General features: G+C 36.9%; 24 protein-coding genes. 8 read left to right on the forward strand and 16 right to left on the reverse strand.

The features are described from left to right. Positions 1 to 119 precede the first annotated feature (119 nt). Both AADJ06_RS02585 and AADJ06_RS02590 read left to right on the forward strand, forming a co-directional pair. Entirely contained in the window at positions 120 to 725 is a 606-nt protein-coding gene (locus AADJ06_RS02585) for a 3'-5' exonuclease (RefSeq protein WP_341224834.1), read from the forward strand. Between the two features lie 198 nt (positions 726 to 923). Then, positions 924 to 1763 carry an oxidoreductase gene (locus tag AADJ06_RS02590; RefSeq protein ID WP_341224835.1) on the forward strand — a complete coding sequence of 280 codons (840 nt, stop codon included), beginning with the start codon at positions 924 to 926 and terminating at the stop codon, positions 1761 to 1763. A gap of 335 nt (positions 1764 to 2098) precedes the next feature. Here AADJ06_RS02590 and AADJ06_RS02595 read toward each other — a convergent pair whose 3' ends face one another. Genes AADJ06_RS02595 through AADJ06_RS02605 form a run of 3 tightly spaced genes read right to left on the reverse strand, consistent with a single transcriptional unit; the run spans position 2099 to position 3537 of the window. Further along, positions 2099 to 2599 (reverse strand): hypothetical protein, encoded by a 501-nt coding sequence (locus AADJ06_RS02595; protein WP_341224836.1) that lies wholly within the window; start codon positions 2597 to 2599, stop codon positions 2099 to 2101. A 31-nt stretch (positions 2600 to 2630) separates the two neighbouring features. Then, complete coding sequence (locus tag AADJ06_RS02600) at positions 2631 to 3041, reverse strand: hypothetical protein (protein WP_341224837.1); 411 nt, start codon at positions 3039 to 3041, stop codon at positions 2631 to 2633. Beyond that, positions 3031 to 3537: an RNA polymerase sigma factor gene (locus AADJ06_RS02605; protein ID WP_341224838.1), complete on the reverse strand. Its 507-nt coding sequence runs from the start codon at positions 3535 to 3537 to the stop codon at positions 3031 to 3033. The genes AADJ06_RS02600 and AADJ06_RS02605 overlap by 11 nt, the downstream gene beginning before the upstream one ends. Before the next feature lie 268 nt (positions 3538 to 3805). Between AADJ06_RS02605 and AADJ06_RS02610 the strand changes: the two genes are divergently transcribed. Next, the gene (locus tag AADJ06_RS02610; RefSeq protein WP_341224839.1) at positions 3806 to 5470 is read left to right on the forward strand and encodes a hypothetical protein; all 1665 of its coding nucleotides are present in this window, start codon (positions 3806 to 3808) and stop codon (positions 5468 to 5470) included. An 80-nt stretch (positions 5471 to 5550) separates the two neighbouring features. Here the strand turns inward: AADJ06_RS02610 and AADJ06_RS02615 are convergent, their stop codons facing one another. The 5 genes from AADJ06_RS02615 to AADJ06_RS02635 all read right to left on the reverse strand — a co-directional run bounded on the left by AADJ06_RS02615 (position 5551) and on the right by AADJ06_RS02635 (position 10405). Further along, on the reverse strand, positions 5551 to 6660 hold the full coding sequence (locus AADJ06_RS02615) for a DEAD/DEAH box helicase (protein WP_341224840.1): 1110 nt from the start codon (positions 6658 to 6660) through the stop codon (positions 5551 to 5553). Between the two features lie 261 nt (positions 6661 to 6921). Beyond that, entirely contained in the window at positions 6922 to 7293 is a 372-nt protein-coding gene (locus AADJ06_RS02620; protein WP_341224841.1) for a hypothetical protein, read from the reverse strand. A 72-nt stretch (positions 7294 to 7365) separates the two neighbouring features. Beyond that, complete coding sequence (locus AADJ06_RS02625; RefSeq protein WP_341224842.1) at positions 7366 to 8058, reverse strand: ABC transporter ATP-binding protein; 693 nt, start codon at positions 8056 to 8058, stop codon at positions 7366 to 7368. 2 nt (positions 8059 to 8060) lie between these two features. Beyond that, the gene (locus AADJ06_RS02630) at positions 8061 to 9320 is read right to left on the reverse strand and encodes an FtsX-like permease family protein (RefSeq protein WP_341224843.1); all 1260 of its coding nucleotides are present in this window, start codon (positions 9318 to 9320) and stop codon (positions 8061 to 8063) included. Further along, the gene (locus AADJ06_RS02635) at positions 9317 to 10405 is read right to left on the reverse strand and encodes an efflux RND transporter periplasmic adaptor subunit (protein ID WP_341224844.1); all 1089 of its coding nucleotides are present in this window, start codon (positions 10403 to 10405) and stop codon (positions 9317 to 9319) included. Before AADJ06_RS02635 ends, AADJ06_RS02630 begins: the two co-directional genes overlap by 4 nt. Positions 10406 to 10900: 495 nt before the next feature. Between AADJ06_RS02635 and trxB the strand changes: the two genes are divergently transcribed. From trxB to bshB1, 3 genes are read left to right on the forward strand one after another with little or no spacing between them, the layout of a single operon-like run. Continuing rightward, entirely contained in the window at positions 10901 to 11836 is a 936-nt protein-coding gene (gene trxB / locus AADJ06_RS02640; RefSeq protein ID WP_341224845.1) for a thioredoxin-disulfide reductase, read from the forward strand. A 6-nt stretch (positions 11837 to 11842) separates the two neighbouring features. Beyond that, the gene (locus AADJ06_RS02645; protein WP_341224846.1) at positions 11843 to 13111 is read left to right on the forward strand and encodes a M23 family metallopeptidase; all 1269 of its coding nucleotides are present in this window, start codon (positions 11843 to 11845) and stop codon (positions 13109 to 13111) included. Positions 13112 to 13113: 2 nt separating this feature from the next. Continuing rightward, positions 13114 to 13839: a bacillithiol biosynthesis deacetylase BshB1 gene (bshB1, locus tag AADJ06_RS02650; RefSeq protein WP_341224847.1), complete on the forward strand. Its 726-nt coding sequence runs from the start codon at positions 13114 to 13116 to the stop codon at positions 13837 to 13839. Positions 13840 to 14109: 270 nt separating this feature from the next. On the opposite strand, the gene AADJ06_RS02655 is transcribed toward bshB1, so the two are convergent. The 4 genes from AADJ06_RS02655 to AADJ06_RS02670 all read right to left on the reverse strand — a co-directional run bounded on the left by AADJ06_RS02655 (position 14110) and on the right by AADJ06_RS02670 (position 20722). Next, entirely contained in the window at positions 14110 to 14868 is a 759-nt protein-coding gene (locus tag AADJ06_RS02655) for a glycosyltransferase family 2 protein (protein ID WP_341224848.1), read from the reverse strand. Continuing rightward, positions 14868 to 17147: an NADP-dependent malic enzyme gene (locus AADJ06_RS02660; RefSeq protein ID WP_341224849.1), complete on the reverse strand. Its 2280-nt coding sequence runs from the start codon at positions 17145 to 17147 to the stop codon at positions 14868 to 14870. Before AADJ06_RS02660 ends, AADJ06_RS02655 begins: the two co-directional genes overlap by 1 nt. 224 nt (positions 17148 to 17371) lie before the next feature. Then, positions 17372 to 19096, reverse strand: a complete 1725-nt coding sequence (locus tag AADJ06_RS02665) for an FAD/NAD(P)-binding protein (protein ID WP_341224850.1) — start codon at positions 19094 to 19096, stop codon at positions 17372 to 17374. A 111-nt stretch (positions 19097 to 19207) separates the two neighbouring features. Further along, positions 19208 to 20722: a BCCT family transporter gene (locus AADJ06_RS02670; RefSeq protein WP_341224851.1), complete on the reverse strand. Its 1515-nt coding sequence runs from the start codon at positions 20720 to 20722 to the stop codon at positions 19208 to 19210. A 564-nt stretch (positions 20723 to 21286) separates the two neighbouring features. Here AADJ06_RS02670 and AADJ06_RS02675 point away from each other — a divergent pair. Then, positions 21287 to 21586, forward strand: coding sequence for an RNA-binding protein (locus AADJ06_RS02675; RefSeq protein WP_111370490.1), 300 nt, complete (start codon positions 21287 to 21289; stop codon positions 21584 to 21586). Between the two features lie 58 nt (positions 21587 to 21644). Here AADJ06_RS02675 and AADJ06_RS02680 read toward each other — a convergent pair whose 3' ends face one another. From AADJ06_RS02680 to AADJ06_RS02690, 3 genes are all read right to left on the reverse strand, one after another. Then, positions 21645 to 22178, reverse strand: coding sequence for a dihydrofolate reductase family protein (locus tag AADJ06_RS02680; protein ID WP_341224852.1), 534 nt, complete (start codon positions 22176 to 22178; stop codon positions 21645 to 21647). Between the two features lie 163 nt (positions 22179 to 22341). Further along, positions 22342 to 22806 (reverse strand): GtrA family protein, encoded by a 465-nt coding sequence (locus tag AADJ06_RS02685; RefSeq protein ID WP_341224853.1) that lies wholly within the window; start codon positions 22804 to 22806, stop codon positions 22342 to 22344. 131 nt (positions 22807 to 22937) lie between these two features. Then, positions 22938 to 24593: an FAD-dependent oxidoreductase gene (locus AADJ06_RS02690; RefSeq protein WP_341224854.1), complete on the reverse strand. Its 1656-nt coding sequence runs from the start codon at positions 24591 to 24593 to the stop codon at positions 22938 to 22940. A gap of 133 nt (positions 24594 to 24726) precedes the next feature. Between AADJ06_RS02690 and AADJ06_RS02695 the strand changes: the two genes are divergently transcribed. Continuing rightward, a complete protein-coding gene (locus AADJ06_RS02695) occupies positions 24727 to 25320 on the forward strand; it encodes a 2OG-Fe(II) oxygenase (protein ID WP_341224855.1) in 594 nt (197 codons plus the stop codon). Between the two features lie 15 nt (positions 25321 to 25335). Here the strand turns inward: AADJ06_RS02695 and AADJ06_RS02700 are convergent, their stop codons facing one another. Continuing rightward, positions 25336 to 25728, reverse strand: a complete 393-nt coding sequence (locus AADJ06_RS02700) for a hypothetical protein (RefSeq protein WP_341224856.1) — start codon at positions 25726 to 25728, stop codon at positions 25336 to 25338. Positions 25729 to 25732 lie beyond the last annotated feature (4 nt).

Below are 25732 nucleotides of genomic sequence, written 5' to 3' on the forward strand. Positions count from 1 at the left end.
AGGCAAACTCCGAAGGATTCCTAATTATCTACTAAGCGGTGGTATTTTTATTGACTTAAAACTGGTAGGTTGCGGATACGAAAGAATAGATGCTAAGACTCATCTAAAAATAAGGAAGAATGGATTTTATAACCATAGATTTTGAGACTGCAACAGCACAAAGAGATAGCCCTTGTGAAATAGGACTGACCTTTGTTGAAAATTTTAAAATTGTGGATAGTAAATCTTGGCTAATCAAACCGTTATATGAAGAATTTAATTCTTTCAATATTTCAATTCATGGAATTAGACCAAGAGATGTTGCTGATAAACCAGAATTTGACGTGTTATGGAACGAAATCAAACCCTTGATTGAGAATAAGTTCCTGATTGCCCATAATGCGGGTTTTGACTTTAGTGTTTTAAGAAAAACGCTTGAAACATATAACTTACCTTTTCCCGAATTAGAATACTCTTGTAGTTATATTTTTTCTAAAAAAGTTTGGTTCGGGTTGCCAGCATATGATTTGAAAACCTTGTGCAATCATAATGGTATTTCATTTAATCACCACAGAGCAGAAGCAGATAGTAGAGCAACCGCCGAACTTGTGATAAAGGCTTTCAAGAAAAATGGAGTTACTTCTAAAGATGACTTTCCTGAAAAGCTGAGAACTCAAATTGGAAAATTATACATTGGAGGCTATAAACCTTCTGGGACTAAAAAATATATCCGCCCAAAGGTTTAGCTAAAATAGTCGGTGACTTAGAGAAGCGTACGTCATAAGGTGTCTTTTATGGGATAATAGTTCGGCTTTAAGGAATTAATAGTATCATTTTAATCAGATTTGGCAGTTAAGGATAAGTAATAAACAATGTGGCTAAAAATGTTTTAGTAGTTTTGTCTTAATATTTTAGTTGTTTAACAATACTTCATCAAAACAAAAATGAGTACAGAAAAAAAAGTATGGTTTATCACAGGTGTATCTTCCGGATTAGGTAAACAATTAGCCAAAGAGGTTTTATCACAAGGGCAAATAGTGGTAGGGACTTTTAGAAAACAAGCCCAAGTAGATGCCTTTACCAATGAAAACCCAGGTAACTCTTTTGGAGTACTTATAGATGTAGCTTCTACACAAATGATTATTGACGGTATCAAAACCGTTTTTGATAAATTCGGGAAGATTGATGTAGTTGTTAATAATGCTGGTTATGGTATTATGGGAAGCATTGAAGAAATTTCTGACGAAGAAGTTAGAAGACAATTTGAGGTAAACGTTTTTGGTGTTTTAACTACTATTAGAGCAGTATTGCCAGAAATGCGTAAGCAGCGTTCTGGGCATATTATAAATGTAACTTCTATTGCGGGTCGTATCGGTTCTCAAGGTTTAGGAATTTACAACGGGTCTAAATTTGCTTTAGAAGGTATTGGCGAAGCTTTAGCTGCAGAATTAAAGCCACTTAATATCAAAGTAACGAATGTAGAGCCAGGTCCATTTAGAACGGAGTGGGCAGGTAGTTCGGCGGCTTATGATAACACCAAAATTGACGATTATGAAAGCACGGTAGGTGAGCGTATCAGAGGTTTGCAAGGCTTAAATGGCAACCAGCCAGGTGACCCTGCAAAAGCGGCAGATGCTATTTACAAATTAGCACAGCTAGAAGAAGCTCCTGTGCATTTGCCTTTAGGTAAAATAGCGTATGACGTTTTCGGAAAAGTAAACCAGGGACTTATAGCTGAGCTAGCTAAGTTTGAAAGTTTAGGAAAGCCTTGTGATTTCGAATAAGCTTTTTTTAAAATTTACGAATAGGCTGTCTCAAAAGGACAGCCTACTTTTGTGCCTAAACTCGGCTACGGTTCTTCTTTGGGGTTTAACTTATTCTTTGCAATTATCCTCATATAGTCTATTTACTGGCTTTTAAAAGGGAGATAATAGGACGATTGCAAAGAACTTCCCAGTTTGAAATCAAGACACTTGGGAACTTTGAACTTTACTTGGCCAGACCTTCCTTAATGTATTCGGAGTTTATTTATCGCTTGTATTTGCCCCAGTTCAACTTTGAAATAGTGGAGGTATAGAAGTATTACTTTACCATATACCATTTTTGAATTTCTCATTGTCTACTTTTTCTTATTACCCGATTTAGTCTTTACTATTATCACGCCGTTAGGTGCATTGTATTTATCTGAAGCCGCTTTGTCTTTTAAAACATCTATGCTGGCAATATTGTCTGGGTCTACTTTTTTCAATGTAGCTTTATCAACCTTTTTTCCGTCTATAATTATCATAGGGTCTGCCTTATCAAAACTCAATTTCACATCTTTTGAATCCTTTACCCTGATTTTAACTTCATGATCAGGATTTGTATTTTTTGTTTTAATAAAAATTACACCGTTCGGGGCATTATATTCGTCCAAAGCCTTTTTGCCCTTAACCACATTGACAGATTCTATTTTGTTTTGGTCTAATAGGTCTAGAATGTCATGGTCGTACTTTTTACCGTCAATATAAATATCAGGTTTGGGACCATCTTTAACTTCCACTTTTAAATTGGAATCTTGTGCTAAAGCAGTGGTCAATGTGAAACTAAAAAGGCAAAGGGCTAAGAGTAACTTTTTCATAATTGTATTATTAAATGATTGTAAATTCTGCTTATTCTGGATTGTTGTAAATGATTACTAATTCGTCTTCGTAAATAATATTCTTTTTAGAAGGTATGATTTCAGGTTCTGAGAGCATGGCTAGAGCCTCTTTCAGCGTAGCTTCTTTCTTTTCATAAGCTAGCTTTTCTTGTCTAGCATTATGGATAAAGAAAACAGCCAAGAATAAGATAGAAGCTGCGGCAGCAAACATTCCTATTCTAAATGGTATTCTTTTTTTAGAAATGGATGCCCATATTTTCTCCTTCAGTGCTGGCGTGGGTTCCTTTCTTTTTTGTTTTGCGTATTGAAACCATGCCGACATTTCGGTGTCAACATCTGATGTGTTTTCAAGGAGAAATTGCTCTTCTTTCAAAGTGGTTTCTCCTGCCTTATATTTTTCTATTAATTTTTCAATGTCCATAATCCTCCATTTTTTTTAGGCTTGCCGCTACCTCTTTTCTAGCTCGTGAAAGCAGCACACGCACATGCTCTAACTTAAGTCCTGTAGCTTCCGCAATCTCTTTAAACTCCAAACCATCAATATCACGCATAGTCATGATGTCTCTTTGCTGCTCAGGCAGCTGCTTTAGTATTTTTTCTACGATGCTTGTGAGCTCATTCCATTCAAATTCCTCTTGCCCAGTGGCGGCGTGCAAATTATTAAGTTCTAAATCAGACGATACTAATTTTGGTCCTTTTCGCTTTAAAATGTCGAGGCAATAATTGCGAGCGGTCATGAAAACAAAACCGGTAAGATTAGGGTGATTTTCAATTTGCTTACGCTTGTCCCAGAGTTTAATCATAATCTCTTGGGTGGCATCTTGAGCGGTGGTGCTATTTCCTAGCAACCTATTTACCATTGGAAATATCCGTTCTGATAATGAAAGTACCCTATTTTTAAAATCGTTTGTTTTCATCTTATACTTACATAACGAGAAACGGATTTTGGCATAACAAGAAAGTGAAATTTTATTTATTAAGGTTGATTTACAGTATGCAGATAGGTATTTACTGTGCTAGGACTTGCGGTAGAGGCAAGCATTTTTTACAAAACATCTAACTTAGGTCGAGACTTATATAACTGATATCTAAAGAGGTGGTATTCTAGTCTTAGATACTTTCTGATTCTGACATAAAATACCCAACTTGTAGGACTTTCAACCATTTCTAAATTATACCATATTGATGATTCTTCGTCTTAATAAACTCCTTGTTTTGTTTTGCTTATTTAGCTGTGTATTGACTTCACAAGGTCAGACCCATAATGCTTCGCACGAAACTGTTTTAATTACTTCTGAAGATGGTGCTACCGAAGTGAGTGCTAATAAAAAAGGCAAATTACATTTAAATGTTTCACCAGAGGATGTACGAAAATTTAAAGCTCTAGGAACAGTGCAATACAGTGATTTTGGAGCCAAAGGAAACGGTGAAACCGACGACATCAACGCTATTGCTGCTACACATGCCTTTGCTAACCAAGAAGGACTTTTAGTGAAAGCAGACCAAGGTGCCACGTATTACATTAGCGGTGTAAAACGAACTGCCATTATACAAACAGATACTGATTTTGGAACAGCAAAATTCATCATTGATGATACGGACGTGGAAGACCGCAATACGGCTATTTTTAAGGTGAGTTCAAATCTTGAACCAGTGAAACTAGATGGTATTAATTCTTTAAAAAGAAATCAGTCAAAAATAAATGTTTCATTGCCACAAAGCAGTCTCATTACAGTTAATAACGCTCATGTGAAGCATTATATACGTTATGGATTAAACCAAAATAATGGAGCAGACCAAACGGATATCTTTCTGGTAGACAAAAACGGAAATGTAGATATGGACGCTCCCATTATATGGGATTTTGACAAAATTACAGAAATGACGGCTTTGCCAATAGACGATAAAATCTTAAACATCAGTGGAGGTCATTTCACTACAATAGCCAATGATGAGGAGTCAAAATACAATTATTACTCCCGAAATATATCAATAAAACGCTCTAATGTAGTGGTAGATGGATTGGAGCATCGAGTGAGAGGGGAAGGAAACCATGGAGCACCATATAGCGGATTTATCTCGATTACCGACTGCTGCTTTGTTACGGTCAAAAACACCATTTTGACAGGACATAAGACCTTTAGTACCATTGGCACGGCAGGCAAACCTGTAACCATGGGGACATATGACATTTTGATAGGGCGAGCACTTAATGTTACTTTTTTAAACTGTAGCCAGACAAATGATATTAACGACCGCACCTATTGGGGAATCATGGGTTCTAATTATTGTAAAAATTTATTATTCGATAATTGTACTTTTTCACGTTTTGACGCTCATAAGGGCGTAGCCAATGCCACCATCAGAAACTCTACATTAGGTCACATGGGAATTAACGCCATTGGCAGCGGAACTTTTACGGTGGAAAATAGCACAATACAAGGTTGGAGTCTTATAAACTTACGTTCTGATTATGGGAGTACTTGGCAAGGTGAGTTAATAATTCGCGATTGTATTTTCAAACCAAGAGAGGGCACAGGAAATAACATCAGTTTGATAGGAGGGGCTTATTCGGGACAGCATGATTTTGGGTATACCTGTTACATGCCAGAAAAAATAACCATTGAAAACCTTAAAATAGACGACTCAGCTGCTTCTGCAGATTATAATGGACCCGCTATTTTTACAAATTTCAACAAAGAAATGACTGAAGAAAGCTACATTCAGGCTTTTCCATATGTCATCACCAAAAAAGTAACTCTCAATAATGTTACCACCACCAGTGGCAAAGCTTTGAGAGTGAGTGATAATGTGTTTATGTTTAGGGATGTGGTGGTGGAGGGGGAGTAGTTATAATCCATAGAAGAGAGATTCTCGAGAGGTGACCCTGTCGAGAATCTCAATACACTTCGAGTTCGAGAAAGAACCCCTTAAATCTTAATAAAATTAACCTTTAAGGTTTTCTCTATTTGGTTAATGACTTTCATTTCGTATTTGTCTACAAAACAAATGGAGATACCTCTTTTTCCTGCTCTTGCGGTTCTACCACTTCTGTGGGTATAGGCTTCTATTTGTTCTGGTAATTGATAGTGAATTACAAAGGCCACGTCTTCTACATCAACTCCACGGGCAGAAATATCCGTAGCTACCAAGACTTTGATTCTGCCTTTGATAAAAGCTCTCATTACTTTATCCCGGTCACGCTGACCTAGGTCTCCATGAAGTGCATCTGCTGAAATGTGTTTACCCATAAGTTTTCGTGCTACCACCTCAGTATCTGCTCTTGTTCTGCAAAACACAATGCCTTTAGCAGAACCTTGAGATTTTAAAAACTCATATACGTAGTCAAACTTTTGACTCTGTTCACAGATAAAAAACTGGTGTTCAATTTTAGTATTGATCTCCACATTTTTACTAACCGAAATTCGGTGTAAGCCAGGGTTCATAAATCTTGTAATAAGGCTTTGCAATGCCACAGGAATAGTTGCCGAAAATAGCCACTTTGCGGAGTTCCTATGAATAGTGTCCATGACTCTTTCTAGCTCATCTTTAAAGCCCATGCTTAACATTTCATCGGCTTCATCTAAAACTATGGTTTTAACCTCGCTCAGGTCTATCGCTCCTCTATCTATCAAATCTAGCAACCTACCTGGTGTGGCCACTACAATTTGGGTGGGACGTTTAAGGTTTGCTATTTGTATCTCTATCTTTTCACCACCATAAATAGCCTCTGTAAATACTTTTGGGCCATATTTTGTCAATTTGAATAATTGCTTAGCAATTTGTTGACATAACTCTCTTGTTGGGGCTAGTACCAATCCTTGGATTTGTTTTTTATCCTCCGATACAAGGTGTAAAAGCGGCAAACCGAATGCAATAGTTTTTCCTGTTCCGGTAGGAGCTTGACCTATTAAATCTCCTTTATTTGCCAATAAATAAGGAATTGCCTTTTGTTGTATCTCTGACGGTTTTTGGATTTTCAAATCGCCCAAAGCCTTGATAAAAGACGCAGCAACACCCAATTGTTTAAAACTCTCCACTTCCAATGTATTTTTTTGAAACGCAAAGGTAGGGATAAAGGGGTGTATTGTCAGTACTTGCTTTCGAACTCCTACTTTTTATCATAAGTGCTGAAGGATTTGCTTTAAGTATGCTTTAAATCAGCTGTTTATTTTTTTAGGGCTGTGCTTTAAAGACTTATAGCTATGAAAAAGAGTGTTCTCTTTTCTAGTGAGTTACTTATATTAACTCTTTCCGTTACCAGAATTCCCGAAATTGACAATTTGAAATCGGAAATATAACTAAGCTTCAAAATGTTTTTTTACCAAAGCAATCTTTTGATTGTCAGTCATTTTATCTGCCGCTAATACATCAATTTTTATCTCCTTAAAATGTAAGTCCTTGTTAAGATAATTGTGAAGTTCTACCTTAGCATTGGTAGGGCCAAAAAGAAGTACATGATTATATTTCAATATCTCAGCCGAAATTTCTTTGTAAAAAGCACCTATCATTTGTTGCCTTTTATTGTGCATGAGATTCTCACTTTTTTGTTTGGCTTCATCTTGCATCTCAAAATCAAAATCCGAGTTGATGATTTTTATTTCTTCTTTTAAATTGATTAAATGTGCTGCGGAATGGTCCATCCAGATGCCTAAAATTTTTCTCGTATTCATTGTATTATTTGTTTAGTTCAAAATGAAAATGACGTCTTCTCTTAATTTCAGTTCTGTGGACGGGCCTCAGTGCTAGTCGCTAGGGGTTTTGATGACTCTACCGTCTTCCATGGTAATTATTCTGTGCGTGTTTGCTGCGAAATCAGGGTCATGTGTAACTATCAATAAAGACTGCTGATACTCTTCTGCCAGTTCCTTGAAAATGTCAAAAACCACATCGCCATTCTTTTTGTCTAAGTTACCGGTGGGTTCATCGCCCATAATAATTAAAGGTTCGTTTATAAGTGCTCGTGCTATAGCTACTCGCTGTTTTTGCCCTCCGCTTATTTGGTTTGGGTATTTTAAAGCTTCTTTTTCTATTCCTAGAATTCTCAATTTTTCATAAGCATGATGCTCTACTTCTTTTGGTGTCAGCTTACCTAGTTTTAAACCTGGTAGCATTACATTTTGAAGGTTATTAAATTCACTAAGTAAATAATGAAATTGGAAAACGAAACCTATCTTTTCATTTCTAACTTTTGCTAACTCTTCATCAATTTTATTTGTCATAGAAACCCCATCCAAGAATAACTCACCTTCATAGCTAGTATCCATGGTAGATAAGATATAAAGTAAGGTAGATTTTCCACATCCAGATTTCCCCATGACAGACACAAATTCCCCTGCACGGATAGCGAAACTAACATCATTGAGTACCTGCACGGTAATGGGGTCATGAAATGACTTACAAATATCTACAGCTTCTATTATTTTCTTTTTCTCCATGTTTATTTACCTCTTATGATATCCACAGGGTCTACTTTACTTGCTTTTTTAGACGGAAAGTAACCCGCCAAATAGGTGGTAATGATAGAAAATGCTGCACCTATTACATAAAACATTGGATTATAGTTTATTGGGTAGGTTTTGACCGCAGGCATAGAGGCGTTATTAAAAGGAATAATACCAATCAATGCTGAAAAACCTAAACCAAAAATCAAGCCCAGTATACCACCGACTAAGCCAATGGTTAGAGCAATAGTTAAGAAAATGGCATTGACATCTTTCCCAGAAAAACCAGTTGCCTTCAGTATCGCAATAGAATCCATTTTCTCATATATCATCATGTTCAATATATTGAAAATACCAAAACCTGAAACAATGAGTAAGGTAATTCCCACGGCATAAGAAATAAGTGTTCGTACGGAGCTTCCTGTTTCAAATTGGGCATTGGCAGTTTGTATATCAATGGCTTCTGTATCAAATAGCTCGTGGTATGTTTTTGCCAATGCGGGAGCCATGGCTATATCCTTTACCTTGACTTGAATATCCGTAACGTAGCTGGCTGGTTTACTAAGCATCTTCTGCGTGGTGGCCAGTGTGGTATAGCTTTGAACTTTATCGAGCTCATCCATTCCAGATTGAAAAAAGCCAACCACTTTTAAAGTGAAACGGGTGCCATTGCTTGTGGTAATTTGAATGTTGTCACCCAGCTGAGCTAGCATTTTGTCGGCGGCACCTTTTCCTAAAATGATACTGTTAGGTGTGTTTTTAAGGTCTATAGTTTTCCCTTCTACCACGTAATCTTTAAAACTGAAAAGCCTACTTTCTTCTTCCACATCTATTCCGTTTATAACACCAGTAAGGTTAATATCTCCTATATTATAAAAAACAGGCATGGTAGTTTTAGGAGCTACGCCACGTACGTTTTTGTCATTTTTCAATGCCTTTATAATGGCATCACTATTCCGAATATCTAAAAGCTCATTTTTGGGCTTTATATGTCGTACAAAATGATAGGACTCAGGAAACTGGCTAGAGCGAGCTATCGGTTGTATTTTAGAAGGTAAAATTTCATTATATAGCCTTACATGTGGTGTCCGGTTTAAAATTAGACTATCTAGCAAATCATTTAAACCACCCATAAAACTTAGCAATGCAATAAACATGGCAATACTGAAGGTTACTCCAAAAGCGGCTACCATGGTTTGTTTTAGGCGTGCTAGTAGCAAAGCCAATGAAATCTCGGTGATGAGTTTTAGTTTCATTGCTCAGGAAGAACGAGTTCTTCGTTTAAACCTATTCCTGATAAAACTTCTACCATCTGATAGTCTTTTAGACCCGTTTTTACGGTTACCTTTTCACCAGATTTATTTACCACTGTAGAATCGTTTAGTAGATAATTTCTTGGGATTAGCAGAGCATCTTTTTTGGTGCTAATCACCACATTGGCTTCAAAAGAAATATTAGGATAAAGTACAGCAGGTGCTTTTACAAATTCAGCTTCGATGGTAAAAGTTTTACTCTGCAAATTCATGATGGGGTTAATCTTAGAAACCACCGCATTAAAAACAGAATCTTGATAGCTATTTAATACCACCATCACGGGCATCCCTAATTTTACCGTTACTATGTCATATTCATCAATTTGCATCTCTAGTACATACTTTTCACCATCACCTACAATGGCAAATGGAACCTGTGGACTCAGAAATTCCCCTTTTTCTATGTTTAGTTGATAAACTCTACCTTTTACTTTACTCTTAACTAAGTAGTCACTATTACTTTTATTACTTATCAAAAGGTTATTTTTGGCTTGCTTAGAAAGGTAGGTTAATTGTCTATCTAGTTCGCTGAGTTTTTCCTGTGCAGATTTGAAATTTGCCTTAGCACTCTGGTAAGCCAGTTCTTTTTGTTCCAGCGTTATTTTACTGCCTATGTTTTGTTTCCACAAATTCTTTTGCCTTTCCAAATTAATAGAATCGCTCTTCATTTCGCTTTTGGTCAAATTGAGGTAAGACCTGGCCTTCTCTAATTTTCCACGATTAATATTTAGAGCATTGAATTCATTTGTGAGGCGTAGGTTTTCTGTTCTCAGTTTTTGAGTTTCATCCAAAATAGATAGTAAAGGCGAACCGATTTCTACTTCGGCACCCTCATCTACAAAAACATCATTGACAATGCCGCTTACGGTAGCATAAGCTTGGTACTGATTTTTACTTTTTAAAACGCCAGATGCGTAAACTGACTCAGTAATATCTTGAGTTACGGGCTTCATAGTTTCTTGGTCAGATTGGCAAGCCGCCAAAAGAATGAATAGAAACAGTGACGAGTATGTTACGTTATTCTGCAAAGACTAATTCTTTAATGTGAATATGGAAGATAGTCATTTAAACTATGATTGAATGAAACCTTGCAGGCTAAAGAAGCTTCTTTGATTATAATCATATTTTTCTCGATTTTTTTATGACCAAACGTAGTCTTTAAGCTGCCGACCTAAAATTTCAATGAGCCTATCTCGTTTCAATCAATGACCGCATTAAACCGTAAACGAAATGACTTATATAATCCAGTTGTTGTCAGAATAGCATTGTTTTATTTAAGCCTAGGGAATATTCAATAGCTTATAATAGTGTACAATTAATCAAACTTTCCTTTCAAACCTCAGCATCTGTAGATTTCCAAATTCTATTAATAATTATTAACATTCTTAGTAAATTATAACAAGTCTTTTAGACCTACTTTTGTATCTGAAATTGGCTTGTTATTCCTTATTTATTTGGCGAACTTTGCGGCCAAATGGACTGTTGAGAACTAGTAAAACCGTCAATTACTAATAAATAAGAGAATGACTGAAGAAAACGTAGAAGTTTTAATATTGGGCTCAGGCCCTGCGGGATATACCGCTGCTATTTATGCTGGAAGAGCTGGACTTAAGCCTGTAATGTACCAAGGTGGGCAGCCTGGTGGGCAATTAACCATTACAAATGATGTAGAAAACTATCCGGGTTATCCTGATGGTGTTCAAGGTCCTGCAATGATGGAGGAGTTTAGAAAGCAGGCAGAAAGATTTGGTTTAGATAATCGTTATGGTATGGCTACTTCCGTAGATTTTACTACACCATTAGCTCATAAAGTAGTTATAGACGAAAATAAAGTTATTATAGCCAAAGCTGTCATTATAGCCACCGGAGCATCTGCCAAGTGGTTAGGTTTAGAGTCTGAAGATAGATTAAACGGAAGTGGTGTTTCTGCTTGTGCTGTTTGTGATGGTTTCTTTTATAGAGGTCATGAAGTAGTGGTAGTAGGAGCAGGAGATACAGCATGTGAGGAAGCTCATTATCTTTCTAAGCTTTGTAAAAAAGTTACCATGTTAGTAAGACGTGACGAATTTAGAGCTTCTACCATTATGCAGAAGAGAGTGGAAAATACAGCTAACATTGAAGTATTGTTTAATACGTCAACTGTAGAGGTGCTTGGAGAAAAAGAAGTGGAAGGAGTTAAAGTAATAAATAATATTACGAAGGAAGAATCTGTTATTACTGCAACTGGATTTTTTGTGGCCATTGGTCATAAGCCAAACACAGATATCTTCAAAGGTTGGTTAAATCTGGATGAAACTGGCTATATTAATGCTGAAAAAGGTACATCGAAAACGAATATTGAAGGAGTTTTTGCTTCTGGAGATGCCATGGATAAGATTTACCGCCAAGCAGTAACAGCTGCAGGTACTGGCTGTATGGCCGCTTTAGATGCTGAAAGATATTTAGCTGCTCACGAATAAAATACTATGTTAAGAAGTTTTTTAGTTTTGGTTCTTCTGTGTGCTGTGCAAGTTTCCTTTGCTCAGAGAGAGCGTGGGAAAGTAATTAAAGCACCGAAAATTTTTCAGAAGAAAATGGAGACTACGGAAACTCCATCTAATGAATCTCAAACTCAAGACTTGAATAACACTTTTCAAGATGAGGTAGATTTTCAATTTGAAGAAGAACCAAAACTAAGATTCTCAAATTCATTTGAGAAAAAAGAAGTTCAATACAATGCCCCTTCCAATTTTCCTGGCTCAGAATCTATGAGTGGTGGAATGGTAGAGATTGAACCTTTAAAAAAGCTAAACGAAAACATTCATGAAGACCCAAATACTTTAGATGAGGGTGAACTCATGATTGTGGAAATTGAAGACGGTGCGAGGTTTCCGGGAACCGACGAAATGGTGAAAATAGCCAGTTACTTCTCTATCTGGGATAATACTTATGTCAATCCTTATGGTATAAACCCAAGAGACTTCAATGATGTTATTCCTATCAAACTTTATGATTTGACTAAAGGGAGATATTGGGCTCCGCCATTAGATGAATGTCCTGTAACATCTCATTTCAAATTTAGATGGGGAAGGTGGCACAGAGGTACAGATATTGACCTTGAAACGGGAGACCCTGTTTATGCTGCTTTTGATGGTGTAATAAGAATTTCATCTTACAGAGGTGCCTTAGGTAGAGCTGTGGTAATTCGCCATTACAATGGTTTAGAGACTGTTTATGGTCACATGTCAAAACTTAATTTCCCTGTGAATACAGTAGTTAAGGCAGGAGACGAAATAGGTAGAGGGGGAAATACTGGAAGAAGTTCTGGTTCTCATCTGCACTTTGAGACACGTTATGAAGGAACACCTTTTGACGCTGGTAATATATTTGACTTTCAAAGAGAAAATACACAGATAAGAATGCAGGAGTTTTTGATGACTGCAAAAATGTATAATTACCTGAGAGGAGGTTCGCCAAGAGTAGCTTTAGGTGATGTGGATGCATCGCAACATGAAGAAGAGCTAGACCCAACAATGGAAGTAGAAGGTGATGTTGGTGCAGACGACTTTGAGGATGATTTTGAAGAAGAAATTCCTGCGGAGGTAGTTCAGAAAGTATGGTACCGAGTAAAGCCGGGTGATAACCTGACCAAAATTGCACGTAACTTTAATGTAACCGTTGCTGAGATTTGCAGTCTGAACAAGATTAGCTCCTACAAAAAACTCTACGTAGGTATAAGATTAAGAGTAAAATAATTATGGCTGTAAAGTTAGATATTTTAGTAATGGCTGTTCATCCTGACGACGCCGAACTGGGTTGTAGCGGAACCATTGCAAAGCATATTTCTATGGGCTATAAGGTAGGTATCGTTGATTTTACACGTGGGGAATTAGGTACAAGAGGCTCTGCTGAAATTAGAGATGACGAAGCAGCGGCATCAGCCAAAGTGATGGGTTTGGCCGCAAGAAAGAATCTTCGCTTTAGAGATGGTTTCTTTAAGAATGACGAAGAGCATCAAATGAAGCTAATGCAGGTTATTCGAAAATATCAGCCAGAAATAGTTTTAGCAAACGGTATTTCTGACAGGCATCCAGACCATGGTAGGTCATCTGCTTTGGCTGTAGACGCGTGTTTTTATGCAGGACTAAGAATGGTGCCGACTTATAATGAAGATGGCTCCGCCCAAAAAGAGTGGCGACCAAAGCACCTTTATCACTATATTCAAGATAGGTACATTGAGCCTGATTTTGTAATTGATATTACTGACTTTTGGGATGTAAAAGACAAAGCCATAAGGGCTTTTGGTAGTCAGTTTTATGACCCAAACAGTGCCGATCCACAGAGTTATATTTCTTCTCCTGATTTCTTAGATTTTGTAGAAGCTAGAAGCAGAGAAATGGGCCATAAAATAGGCGTAAAATATGGGGAAGGTTTTACTTCGTATCAAACGCAAGGTGTTTCAGATCTTATGAAGCTATCCTAGGCTAGACAATTTTCGATTTTGACTTGTACTTAGGTGTTTGTTATGATTTTGGCATAATGGCCAAAATAACGCCAAACAGACAATAATGAACTTCTTTTTACGAGGGGTTTCATACCTCGCTTACTAACATATTGCTCTTACGGAGCATTCAAGACTATTCCAGAGATAGTCCGTTTATCATGACAGAATACTAGTAGATGTAATTAGCTCCAGTAGAGCGGAATGTTATTGGGATACATATTAGAGTTTAGACAGTTAGTCGCTAAGCTATTACCAATACTTCCCTTTATTAGTCCAGATTTTTTTTAGTCCTCTTCCTAGAATTATGAGATGATAGAAAAGTGTAGGAATTAATCCGAAATGCTTTTTTAAGACGATGAACCTATCTTTAAGAGACTTTTCAAGTTGCTGGTTTGAGACACCGCCTTCTAAATAATTTGCCAAAGGCTCGTTTAAAAAGAGCTGCTCCTTAGAAGCTTTAAAACTCTTTATTTCCCAATCTACATCTGCACTTAAATTATTTAAAATAAAGGTAGGGGCTATGCTGTTATGAACTAATAGTGACTGGTGGCAAACCAACATGCCAAATCGTAAATCTTGCCAGCTAATATCAGTCTTTAGTTTGTGAGGAGTGAGTTTTGACCGCAGGCCTCTGACTATGCCTTCATCATTGACAAATAGTGCATCGCCATATATTAAATCAGTATTCGAAGTAAGTTTAGAAAAGATGTTTTCCAGCGTATCACTACTGGCTATTTCATCACCAGCATTCATAAACCAAACAAAGTCTCCGTTGGCTAAACGGAGACCTTTGTTCATAGCATCATAAATGCCTTCATCTTTTTCAGAAGAAAATAGGTCGATGTGCTTTTCGTATTTATTACAAATAGCCTTTGTGCCGTCTTTAGAGTCTCCATCTATTATGATGTACTCAAAATCCTGAGAGGTTTGAGCCAGAACACTCATTATAGTACGTTCTAGTACCTTTTCGGCATTATAAGTAATAGTAATGATAGAAACTTTTGGCATTATTCACTTCGTTGTGCATCCACCACAGCCAGTGAAACCATGTTAACTATTTCTCTCACACTGGCACCCATTTGTAATATTTTTACAGGTTTTTTCAGTCCCATTACTATTGGTCCTATTTTCTCAATATCCGCAATTTCCTTTACCATGTTATAGGCAATGTTAGCAGAAGATAAATTAGGGAAAATGAAGGTGTTTGCACTTCCATCGGCCAAATCACTAAACGGATGATTAGTTTTTAATAACTCATGGTCAAATGCCAAGTGAGCTTGCATTTCACCATCTACTATCCAGTCAGGGTATTTTTTCTTAAGTTCTGCTACAGCAGCTCTCATACGCATAGGAGCAGGACCTTCTGCTACAGAACCAAAGTTAGAGTAGGTTAAGAAGGCTATTCTAGGAGTGATGTTAAACTTTCTTACTTCCTCTGCCGCTAATTCAGCTATTTCTACCAATTCTTCTACAGATGGGTCAAAATTAATAGTGGTGTCGGCTAAGAATAATGGACCAAAACGGCTCATTAAGATATACATACCAGAAACTTTCCTAAGACCTGCACGTTTTCCAATAATCTGAAGGGCTGGTCTGATGGTTTCAGGGTAGTTTCTTGTTTGACCGCCAATCATGGCATCAGCAGCACCATTTTTCAGCATCATAGCACCAAAATAGCTACGACGTTTCATAATTCCGTGAGCCTCGTCATGGGTGAAACCTTTTCTTTTTCTTAGTTCATAAAACTGATTTCCATAATCATCCAAGATTTTCGGGTTGGCTTGTGATGGGTCTAAAATCTCAACACCATTTAAATCAAGGCTATTAGTTTCAATAATCTGTTTGACAGTCTCCACGTTCCCGAGGAGTATCGGAATAGCAAGTTTTTCATTCATTACCTCCTGAGCTGCCTTTAGCACGTTCAGGTTTTCTGCATCCGCAAAAACCACCCTCTTTGGGTTCTGTTTAGCCTTATTATGAATGATTTTAAGAAGGCTATTATCTTGTCCTAATCTCTTTGAAAGTTCTAGTTCGTAGGCATCCCAGTCTGTAATATTGGCTTTAGCCACTCCAGAATCCATGGCAGCTTTTGCTACCGCAGGAGCTACCGAAGTAAGTAAACGTGGGTCTACAGGTTTTGGGATAATGTAATCTTTTCCAAAAGTCAGGTTATCCGTTCCGTAAGCAAGGTTTACCATTTCTGGTACTTGTTTTTTTGCCAAATCGGCTAGTGCATGAACTGCAGCTAGTTTCATGGCCTCATTTATCTCGCTTGATTTTACGTCCAAAGCTCCTCTGAAAATGTAAGGGAAACCTAGTACGTTATTAACTTGGTTTGGATAGTCAGACCTACCCGTGGCCATGATTATATCTTTTCTTACACTAGTGGCATCTTCATAAGTTATTTCTGGGTCAGGGTTTGCCATGGCAAAAACTATACAATCCTTAGCCATTGTTTTGACCATTTCCTTTTTCAATGTTCCACCTCTTGATAAACCAATGAATACATCCGCACCATCTATGGCCTGACTCAAAGTAGTTTCAGGAGCCATATTATCATTGACAAAGTCTGCTTTTTTACCAGAAAGGTTATCTCTATCTGGGTGAATAAGCCCTTTGCTATCAAACATAAAAACGTTCTCTTTTTTTGCTCCTAAAGAGACGTAAAGTTTGCTACATGAAATAGCGGAAGCACCAGCTCCATTCACTATAATTTTGACTTTTTCAATGTCTTTACCCACTATTTCTAAAGCATTTACCAAAGCAGCAGCAGAGATAATAGCCGTTCCATGCTGGTCATCATGCATCACAGGAATATTTAATTCCTTTTTAAGTCTTTCTTCTATTTCAAAGCAAGCTGGAGCAGAAATGTCTTCCAAATTGACCCCACCAAAAGTAGGCTCCATGATTTTGACAGTTCTTATAAATTCATCAACATCGGTAGTGTTTAATTCAATATCGAAAACATCGATATCTGCATATATTTTAAATAAAAGGCCTTTACCTTCCATTACCGGTTTACTAGCCTCTGGTCCAATATCTCCTAAGCCTAAAACGGCAGTTCCATTACTAATTACCGCTACTAAATTGCCTTTGGCAGTATATTTATAAACGTCGTCTTTATTCTCAGCAATAGCCAAACACGGTACTGCCACACCTGGTGAATATGCCAGCGAGAGGTCTCTTTGGTTGGCGTATTCCTTTGTAGGTATAACTTCAATTTTACCCGGTCTGCCTTTTGAATGATATAAAAGAGCTTCTTTGTTTAAGTTTTGATTTTTGTCCATTGTTTCAAAAGATGAATTTGGCAGCAATTTAGACATTCAAATTTCCTTTTCTCAATAGAGTATCAAAAAATGATTCAATTTGAATTTTATGAGATTGAATCGGCTAATTGATAGGGGTACTTTTTGAAAAGCGAACTCCCTTAAAATTGAAAAATATTGTTCAAATACAGAGGTGGATAACAATCTTATTATTAAAGAGTATGATAGACTTACTTGTCAATTATTTACTTAAATCTATTGGCGGCCTCTTTTGCCCATTTTTTAGGTCTTTCGCCAAAACACTCCGCAATGGCGTCTACCCCAATGATGGTTCCTTTTGCCAAACGACCAAGCAATGCTATAGGAACATTAGTGTTGGTGTTTGCTGATTTTACATAAGCATTTTCAAAGGTGTCTATTCCTAAATCGTCATGTATAGCCTCTATAAAATCCTTAGAAAGAAGTTTTTCTACAATTGGAGCATTAACAGCTTCAATTTTTGGAGCGTCTAAAACAGAATCTATCATCATGTTGGCTATTTGCGAATTTTCTTTTAATTCAATATGCCATCCTTCTGAAGTCAGTTCAAACGCAGGGTTATTTGCCAATTCTAAGTTCATTACTCCAGCTTTAGCTAGAGCTATCATTTGCTGTATACTTTCTACAGGAGGACCATAGGAGTATCTTTTAGTACTTTCATCTAGCGTAATAATATCCGCAAAGACCTTAATAGAGCATTCATTAAACGATAACTGTGCATAGACAGATGGTTGACAAAATCGCCAAACCTGCCCTATACAATAGTCTAAACTTATCGCTGTTTTACCTGTTGCCATATCTACAAAATCTCGCATCATTTTAACCGCAGGCTGCTTTTGGGAAAGTAATGCAGGATGTTCTGTTTTTTGGTCAAGGAGCCATTGTTTTATTAGATGCTCGGTTTGATTTAAACTTAAGTTTTCTGTTAAATAAGCATCAGGGAGTTTATGATATATCGTCGCGGCAATGGACGCAAAAGCCTCAATCAAAAACAATGTATTTTCTGCACTCCTTTGGCTATCCTTGTTGCCAATTTTAATTTCAAACTCAGATAAATCTTCCTCCGAAGGTTTAAACCATGTATCTATTATTCCGTTTAGGGGTTTTGGGGCGGGTGGTAGGCCATCTAATGAAAAAGGAATTAGCATACCAGTGATAACATCAGAGCTTTTGAAATGGCATGCTCTAGTTTTTTCATCGTCTATAATGAAGTTGCCAAACTTCAGGGCAATACCTCTAGCTACATCTATCATAGCTAAACCAAAACCACGAATACCAATTTTGCTTTTAGAATTAAGTTGAGAGTGATTTAAGTAATCATAGATAGGGTAGGGTGTTTTAAAAAGTTTGAGCGTAGGGTTAAATGATGTGAAATGCTCCCACTCTTGCATCTGTTTGTCGAGTTTTGTGGGCTGATGCCCAATGGTGAGAAGAACCTCGTTTACATTATTATAACAGTTTTTATTGGTACGAATACAAATTTGCCCATTGTCTTTGACTTCTATATCTTCTGCTTGTTCTGTCAATAAGCTTATTTTTCTTTGTTCTAAAAGAGGCATTGAGATTGACTTAAAGCGTTCACTTAAATATTGACCTATTTTAGTCCTAGGCGGATAATAGTCAGGTTTTTCACTTGAGGTTTTTTGGTAGTCTTCGTTTAACCAATCGTGAAATGAAGGGAAAGACGGAATCTTTATAGTATCTAATTTTATGGCCTTCCGCATTTCCAGCGTTAAGACTCTTTCAGATACGTTCATCCAGTTAGACTTAGCTTGATTAAGGTCATAAACCTGTCCATTTCCGAAATTACCAGTTTCTTCAAAAAGCAAAATTTGAACGTTAACTAAAGTATGAAGTGCTTTTATGAAACTTTCTAAAGCATAAAGCCCTCTGGGCCCCATACCTATAATTCCCAAAACTTTGGTTTGCATAATTCGCTCTTAGTTATAAAGTATTCACAAAGATTATTTAAAATGAAAATACGAATTTCAAGCAAGAAAGATGCAGGTGCTGAAAACAATTTTCTGGACAATATGGCAAGCTTATGGTTTACTATAAATCAGCATTTTTAAAAGGCCTAAAGCTGCTATAATAATCAGAAACATAGAAGGGAAACCTCCCAACACAGATAAAATTCTGATGCCATCTATTCCGGCATATGTTAGCATAATATACGAAACGGTACCAATAAGCACTCCCCAAATTACTTTTATCCAGATGGCGGCCTCAGGGCTAGTAGGGTGAATGTCTTTTGAACTAAGGGCACTCATGGCCGATACATTAGAATCTGCGGCGGTAATAAACGCAATAAATAGCATGGCGAGAGCAAATAGGCTCATCACATTGCCATAAGAAAGTTTAGAAAACATGGCATACATGGCATTTCCTTCTCCAAACGCTGTCATATACTGGAATAGCTCTCCGTTCCCTAAAATATCAAAATGAAGAGTAGTACCTCCAAAAATACTCATCCAGATAATGGCGAATAAGGACGGGAAGAGAAGATTGAAATTGATGAAATCTCTTACAGTATAGCCTATAGCCAATCTACCTAGGAAAAGTGAAGTAATAGGTGCCCAAGCATACCAGTTAGCCAAATAATAGTTGGTCCAGCTATCATACCATTCTTTTTGAATTCCTGAATTAATATTAAGACTCCTTGGTAAAAAATTGACTACATAATCTTTTGCACCATTTAAGGCGGTAGTTATAATTTCCTTAGAAGGTCCAAGAATAAAAACAAAAAAGGCCAGTCCTATAAAAATGCTAATGTTGATATTGGAGAAAAACCTAATGCCTTTTGTCAATCCAGTAGCCGACGAAATAATGAAAGTACACACTATCACCACGCATACCATGAGCATAAGATTGGAAGAGCTGCTAATACCAAAATTAGTTTCTAAACCACCTAAGATAGCTAGCAAGCCCCCACCTAAAGAAGCCGACATGCCTAATATGAGAGCGTACAGGCAAATGATATCAGCTATGTCGCCAATTTTACCATGAGCATTTTCTTTCAATAAGGGGTACATCATACTTCCAATACTGAAGGGCTGTTTGAGGTTATAGTAGGCATGTGCAAATGCTAGGCCTGCCACAGTGTAAATTCCATAAGGTGTAAAGCTCCAATGCATGAATAAAGTTGACATAGAAAAAGCAACGGCCTCTTTTGAACCTACGGTCAAATTTAAACCATCAGTTTGACTGTTTAAATGGTAAAGTGGCTCAGCACATGCCCAAAATATTAAAGCAGATGCGGTGGTGGTACAAATGGCTATTGCAAACCAGGTGTGTTTACTCAGTGTAGGCTTTGCTTCTTTACCTCCAAACCTAGTTTTTCCAATAGGAGAGAAGTATATGGCTAAAATTAAAAGCAAAAAGAGGAAACTACTCCATGTAAAGAGCCAGCCAAAATGTGTTAAAATCCACGAGTTGGCACTTTTGACCATATTTAGAAACTCTTCTGGTGCATAAATGCCATAAGCCACCGTAAGCAGAAGCACTATTAATGGAGGGAAAAAGACAGGTTTGTTTAGGCTTTTTTGGTTCACTTGCATTGGAATTCAAGTTCCAAAAACTTATTGGGAATACAAATGTTTAGCTCCTAATCATGAGCCTAGGGAAGCAAAGTCAAAATTACAACGCAGTTTAGGGCGTATCTCACAAGTTTAACTTGAATTTAGCCGCCTCCCCCCCGTATAATTCAAGCGTGAATATTTTTTCAAACAATTTAATGGCTAAAATCTCGGAAAAATTGTACAATACAAAGATTTAGTTAAATCAAGTTTTGAACGAATAGTACTAATTAAATGATGATAGTATGTGCGAAAGGCAAAAAAAACTCATAGAATTTCAAAAGTTTCAATGAAAATTGAAAAAAAAGCAAAAAAAAATAAAAATAATTTCAAGCTTCTTTTTAGAAGAAAAGTGCCTTCTATTCTCTTGAATGAGGCTTTTTGCGTTTTTATAGTCTTTAGCTTATATAATTTGGTAACGATTTCTTTAAATTACCTTTATGATTCTGAACTAATAATGAGATAATTAGTTCTACATTTGTATTCGGCTCGTTAATCAACACTGATTAAGCGAGACCAATTTTTTAATTTTTTTAATATTTTTTTATGAACATTTTTGTAGCAAAATTAAACTACGATACTCAAGAGGCTGACTTAGAAAGCTCTTTTGCTGAATTCGGTGCTGTAGATTCAGCTAAGATTATCATGGACAAGTTCACTGGCCGTTCGAAAGGATTCGGTTTTGTGGAAATGCCTAACGACGACGAAGCTCAAAACGCTATCAACGCGTTGAACGACACCGAAATGGACGGTCGTACTATCGTAGTGAAGAAAGCTGAACCAAGAGAAAGCAGAGACAGCCGTGGCGGTGGAAACCGTGGTGGTGGTTTCAACAGTAGATATTAATATATATCGTGTGTAATCACAGAAAAGCTCCTGCATTTGCAGGAGCTTTTTTTATGCCCTAATAGCTGATGTTATAAGTCATTATTTGAAGGCCATGCTCATACAGCTTGGATTCTATCAATTCTAGAGAGACTTGTTTCTTAGATTCTCCAAAAAGTCTGGTGCCTTCACCTATTAAAAAAGGGTTTAGTTTTATTTTAATTTGGTCAATCAATTTATGCTCTAGTAGCCAATTGGCAAAAGTGCCTCCTCCACATAAGTAAATAGCTGTCCCTTCTTCCTTTTTAAGTTCTTTTACTTTGATAATGTCTCTTTGAGATATTTCTACTCCTCTAGCAGTGTTTTCAAACTGTAAGGTTTCTGAAAAAATCACATGCTTCATGTGTTGATATGCTTTTTGACCTGGTTTTAAACCGTATTTATAGCCAAATTCATAGGTTTTTCTCCCCATTATGACAGTGTCATAATTATTTAGGTCTTCAAGGTATTGGCTGACACCATTCCCCTCGGCTTTAAATTGGCTAATGTCATCATTTAAACCTGAGATGTAGCCGTCCAAAGACATGGCCACATAGTAAACTATATTCCTCATTCTTGTTAAGTATGTTAAAATTGGTAATGGTCAAAACGAGAACGCTTTGACTTTTTTAATTAGAGCGATGTAGCGTGCTTTCTACAGTACCATTTTCGGTCAGATTTGAGAATACTTTGATTCTAAAAACAAGTTAGGAAAAAAATGATACAATTAAAAAGCCTTACGCGAAGGTGAACTTCTTATGAGCTAGGTAATTAAATATAAAACTAAAACCCATGCCCGCAAAATGGCTAAAAGTACCAATAGGGCTAAATTCAGTTTCGGTAAAGGGAATATGAGCTGTTAGTTCTCCAAACACCTCTGTTAAACTCCATAAGGTAAATTCAGCACCTTTTACGGTAATGATATAAGAGAAAACTAGTGTGACTAAGTATTTTAAAATTTCAATTTTAGTATTGCCAGATTCTTTGGCACCAAAGGCCATGTTTTTTGAAAGGAAAAAGCCAACGGGTATGGCTGCTAAATACCCCCAAGAAACGCCAGAATTAAAGGGTAGACCTAAATAACGAATACAAATAATGGTACCCACCACATATTGCACCACCACGCCACAGGTAGCGGCAAAAAAGTAAGCGATAAACGTTTTTCTCCTTTTTAAGATTTGGTATGCCGAGAATTTTGACAAAAGATGAATTTAAGAGGTTAAAATAGATGGCTGAAGTATTCCGACCTAACAATAATACTATAAATATTTTTATTAGCCCAAGATGTAAAACGCCTTGGGCTAATACTAGGCTAGATTTTTATGTTTCGGTTTTAATGTTCTCCAGAATACTCTAAAATCTGACCCTCTTTCTCTAATTCAGCTTTAAGGCTTCCGTAGGAAATTTCTTTTAGATCAACACCTTTGTCTAATGCTAAACCTGCTAAAGTAGCTGCACTTTGTCCTAAAATCATGAAAACTGGTTCCATTCTTATAGAGCCGAAAGCTATATGAGAGCTTGATACAGCTACAGGTACCAGTAGGTTAGAGCATTCGCCATTTTTAGGAAGTATACTGCCTAAGTCAATACGGTATGGCTTTTCTGGATGAACTCCTATATCCCCTTCGTTTTGAACATAACCATCTTCGGTTACATATCTTTGAATGTTGTGCGAATCCATGGTGTAAGAGCCCATTCCTATAGACCTGTCAACCGCTTTCTTTCCTTGAATTTCGTTTTCAGTCATTACATAGTCGCCTACCATTCTTCTTGCTTCACGTACATAGATTTGATATGGCCAGTTTCCATTATCTGCAAATTCATCTTTGGCGTAGCCCCATTTAGCCATTTCTGTTTGAACATCTTCTGGTACTCTTGGGTCGTTAGCTATGAAATAAAGTAACCCTTTCTGATAAGTTTCATGTTCTTTGATAATCTCTTCTCTTCTTTCATATGAGGCTTCAGGGTAGTCGTAATTCATACCAATATTATCAGTACTGAAGGGCCCATGATTATTAACATCAGTTTTATGATTTGGAATAGGGTCATACTTATCAAAGGTCTCTCTCCATCCAGAATCAAAAACACGGAGCAGAAGCTCATATTGGGTGGAATCGTAGCCAGCTGGCTTTGTAAATGGAACACGGTTGTTCTCATCTTGTGTTAAGCACATTCTAAAACAGTATGCTTGAAGTTTATTGTCGGCTTCGCCTCGTATACCTGGGTTTTCAGCAGAAATTCTTGGTAACAAGCCACTTGTAGGGTCGTTCGCTATTTTGTAAGGACTTATTTTTCTATCGCCAAAATGGTGCCCATGATGAAGGACGCCTACCTGAATACCATTCCATGTTTCGTTATATTGACTGTTTGCCTCTCTACCTACTGTATAACTTACTCCTGCCGCTGCCATAAGGTCTCCCTCATAAGTTACATCAATAAACATTTTACCTTCATAGGTTTGACCATCTAAGGTGGTAATAGATTTTATTTTACCATCTTCCATGTTTACGGCATCTAGCCATTGGTCTCGGTACACTTTTAAGTCATAATCTTTAACATAATCTTCAAAAACTTTTTCTGCTATACTGGGTTCAAAAATCCACATGGTTTTATTGGCACCATCTATCGCGGGTGTTCCTTGTCCCACATTTCCATAATCTTCTTTATTTTGATGTTTCCAAGTTTCTGGTTTTTGGTAATAATTATAAACACGTTGATAAAAATCTCTGGCTAAGCCACCAATGATTTCTTTGTTTCCGGTGTCTGTAAAACCTAGGCCGGAAGAGGTCATTCCTCCTAAATGTTTGTCGGGAGATACTATAATAGCAGTTTTACCCATTTTAACTACTTGTACGGCAGATGAAAGAGCGGCAGATGTTCCACCATAAATAATGACGTCAGCTTTTAAAGAATTAGTTTGTTCTCCTTGACAAGAAAACAGCAAAAAGATTGACGTAAGTAGGCATAATGCCTTAAAATTAGTTTTCATTTTTGAATTGGTTGAATATTGATTTTTTAAGCAAAGAAAATAATTGCTTCTGGCCCTAAATATAATTGAAATAAAAAGATATAACTTGCCCCACTTTCGGTTTTATGCCGAGTAGGGTTCAATATCATTTTATTTGGAAACATCCTTTGAGGGGCTTATCGACAGCTTTATGGTTAATAAAGTTGGGCTTTTTGAAAATTTCTTGAGTACAGTCTTATCAGACAATCTTAAGAATAATTTGTTATCGCTCTATGCTGAAAGGCATATGAAGGCCGCAGGCATTGGCAGCCTCCAAAATCTACAATTAAATAAAGAAATCAGAAGTGATATGATTTACTGGTTAGACAGAAATCATAATAACGAGCATGAAAACAGCTTCTTTGATTTCATGGATGCTTTTGTAAAGTATTTAAATGAAACCTGTTATGCAGGAATAACCTCTTATGAATTTCATTATGCTTTATATGAAAAAGGCAGCTTTTACAAGCGTCACTTTGACCAGTTTAATGGAAATAATTCAAGGGCATATTCCATGATTATGTATTTAAACGACGACTGGCAAGAAGGGGATGGGGGAGAACTTTGTGTTTATCACACAGGTAGCCCGCAATCCATTTCACCGCTAAATGGCAGATGTGTTTTCTTCAAGAGTGACGAGATTGACCATGAGGTTTTAATCAATCACAAGAATAGAATGAGTGTGACTGGTTGGCTAAAAGTTGGCTAATCTTATTGCAGTCTTTTAAATTTCCATTTCCCAAGTTCCCATTGGTGAAAATAGGAAATCTATGGGCGTGTCAATATCATAAAGATATTGATGCGAACGTGTTTCTTTGGTACAGAATGGATGTATTAAAGCAAGCATTTTCACGTAGCTATCAAGTGTCAAGTCACAATAGAACGTTTGTTCATTGTTAGTTCTGATACCCTCGTCCTCATAAGAAAGTCTTAATAAAAGATTACAGTTTTTTCTATCAATAAAAGGAAGCGTAGCCAAGTCAAGCACTTGGAGGTCATCAATAATTACTTTCTTCAAAACCTTAGCAAATTCTAAAGCTTGCTTGCTATCAAAGTCGTAAAGGCGAACTAATTTTTCACCAAAATTATTAATCTCTGGAAGGTAATCTAAAATCATATAT

The organism is uncultured Arcticibacterium sp. (assembly GCF_964021845.1).
Classification (GTDB): domain Bacteria; phylum Bacteroidota; class Bacteroidia; order Cytophagales; family Spirosomataceae; genus Arcticibacterium.

Excerpts from the sequence above, each read along its gene's own strand:
- AADJ06_RS02585 (WP_341224834.1), top strand. The coding sequence starts at position 120 with ATGGATTTTATAACCATAGATTTTGAGACTGCAACAGCACAAAGAGAT.
- AADJ06_RS02590 (WP_341224835.1), top strand. The coding sequence starts at position 924 with ATGAGTACAGAAAAAAAAGTATGGTTTATCACAGGTGTATCTTCCGGA.
- AADJ06_RS02595 (WP_341224836.1), bottom strand. The coding sequence starts at position 2,599 with ATGAAAAAGTTACTCTTAGCCCTTTGCCTTTTTAGTTTCACATTGACC.
- AADJ06_RS02600 (WP_341224837.1), bottom strand. The coding sequence starts at position 3,041 with ATGGACATTGAAAAATTAATAGAAAAATATAAGGCAGGAGAAACCACT.
- AADJ06_RS02605 (WP_341224838.1), bottom strand. The coding sequence starts at position 3,537 with ATGAAAACAAACGATTTTAAAAATAGGGTACTTTCATTATCAGAACGG.
- AADJ06_RS02610 (WP_341224839.1), top strand. The coding sequence starts at position 3,806 with ATGATTCTTCGTCTTAATAAACTCCTTGTTTTGTTTTGCTTATTTAGC.
- AADJ06_RS02620 (WP_341224841.1), bottom strand. The coding sequence starts at position 7,293 with ATGAATACGAGAAAAATTTTAGGCATCTGGATGGACCATTCCGCAGCA.
- AADJ06_RS02625 (WP_341224842.1), bottom strand. The coding sequence starts at position 8,058 with ATGGAGAAAAAGAAAATAATAGAAGCTGTAGATATTTGTAAGTCATTT.
- AADJ06_RS02630 (WP_341224843.1), bottom strand. The coding sequence starts at position 9,320 with ATGAAACTAAAACTCATCACCGAGATTTCATTGGCTTTGCTACTAGCA.
- trxB (WP_341224845.1), top strand. The coding sequence starts at position 10,901 with ATGACTGAAGAAAACGTAGAAGTTTTAATATTGGGCTCAGGCCCTGCG.
- AADJ06_RS02645 (WP_341224846.1), top strand. The coding sequence starts at position 11,843 with ATGTTAAGAAGTTTTTTAGTTTTGGTTCTTCTGTGTGCTGTGCAAGTT.
- bshB1 (WP_341224847.1), top strand. The coding sequence starts at position 13,114 with ATGGCTGTAAAGTTAGATATTTTAGTAATGGCTGTTCATCCTGACGAC.
- AADJ06_RS02655 (WP_341224848.1), bottom strand. The coding sequence starts at position 14,868 with ATGCCAAAAGTTTCTATCATTACTATTACTTATAATGCCGAAAAGGTA.
- AADJ06_RS02660 (WP_341224849.1), bottom strand. The coding sequence starts at position 17,147 with ATGGACAAAAATCAAAACTTAAACAAAGAAGCTCTTTTATATCATTCA.
- AADJ06_RS02665 (WP_341224850.1), bottom strand. The coding sequence starts at position 19,096 with ATGCAAACCAAAGTTTTGGGAATTATAGGTATGGGGCCCAGAGGGCTT.
- AADJ06_RS02670 (WP_341224851.1), bottom strand. The coding sequence starts at position 20,722 with ATGCAAGTGAACCAAAAAAGCCTAAACAAACCTGTCTTTTTCCCTCCA.
- AADJ06_RS02675 (WP_111370490.1), top strand. The coding sequence starts at position 21,287 with ATGAACATTTTTGTAGCAAAATTAAACTACGATACTCAAGAGGCTGAC.
- AADJ06_RS02680 (WP_341224852.1), bottom strand. The coding sequence starts at position 22,178 with ATGAGGAATATAGTTTACTATGTGGCCATGTCTTTGGACGGCTACATC.
- AADJ06_RS02690 (WP_341224854.1), bottom strand. The coding sequence starts at position 24,593 with ATGAAAACTAATTTTAAGGCATTATGCCTACTTACGTCAATCTTTTTG.
- AADJ06_RS02700 (WP_341224856.1), bottom strand. The coding sequence starts at position 25,728 with ATGATTTTAGATTACCTTCCAGAGATTAATAATTTTGGTGAAAAATTA.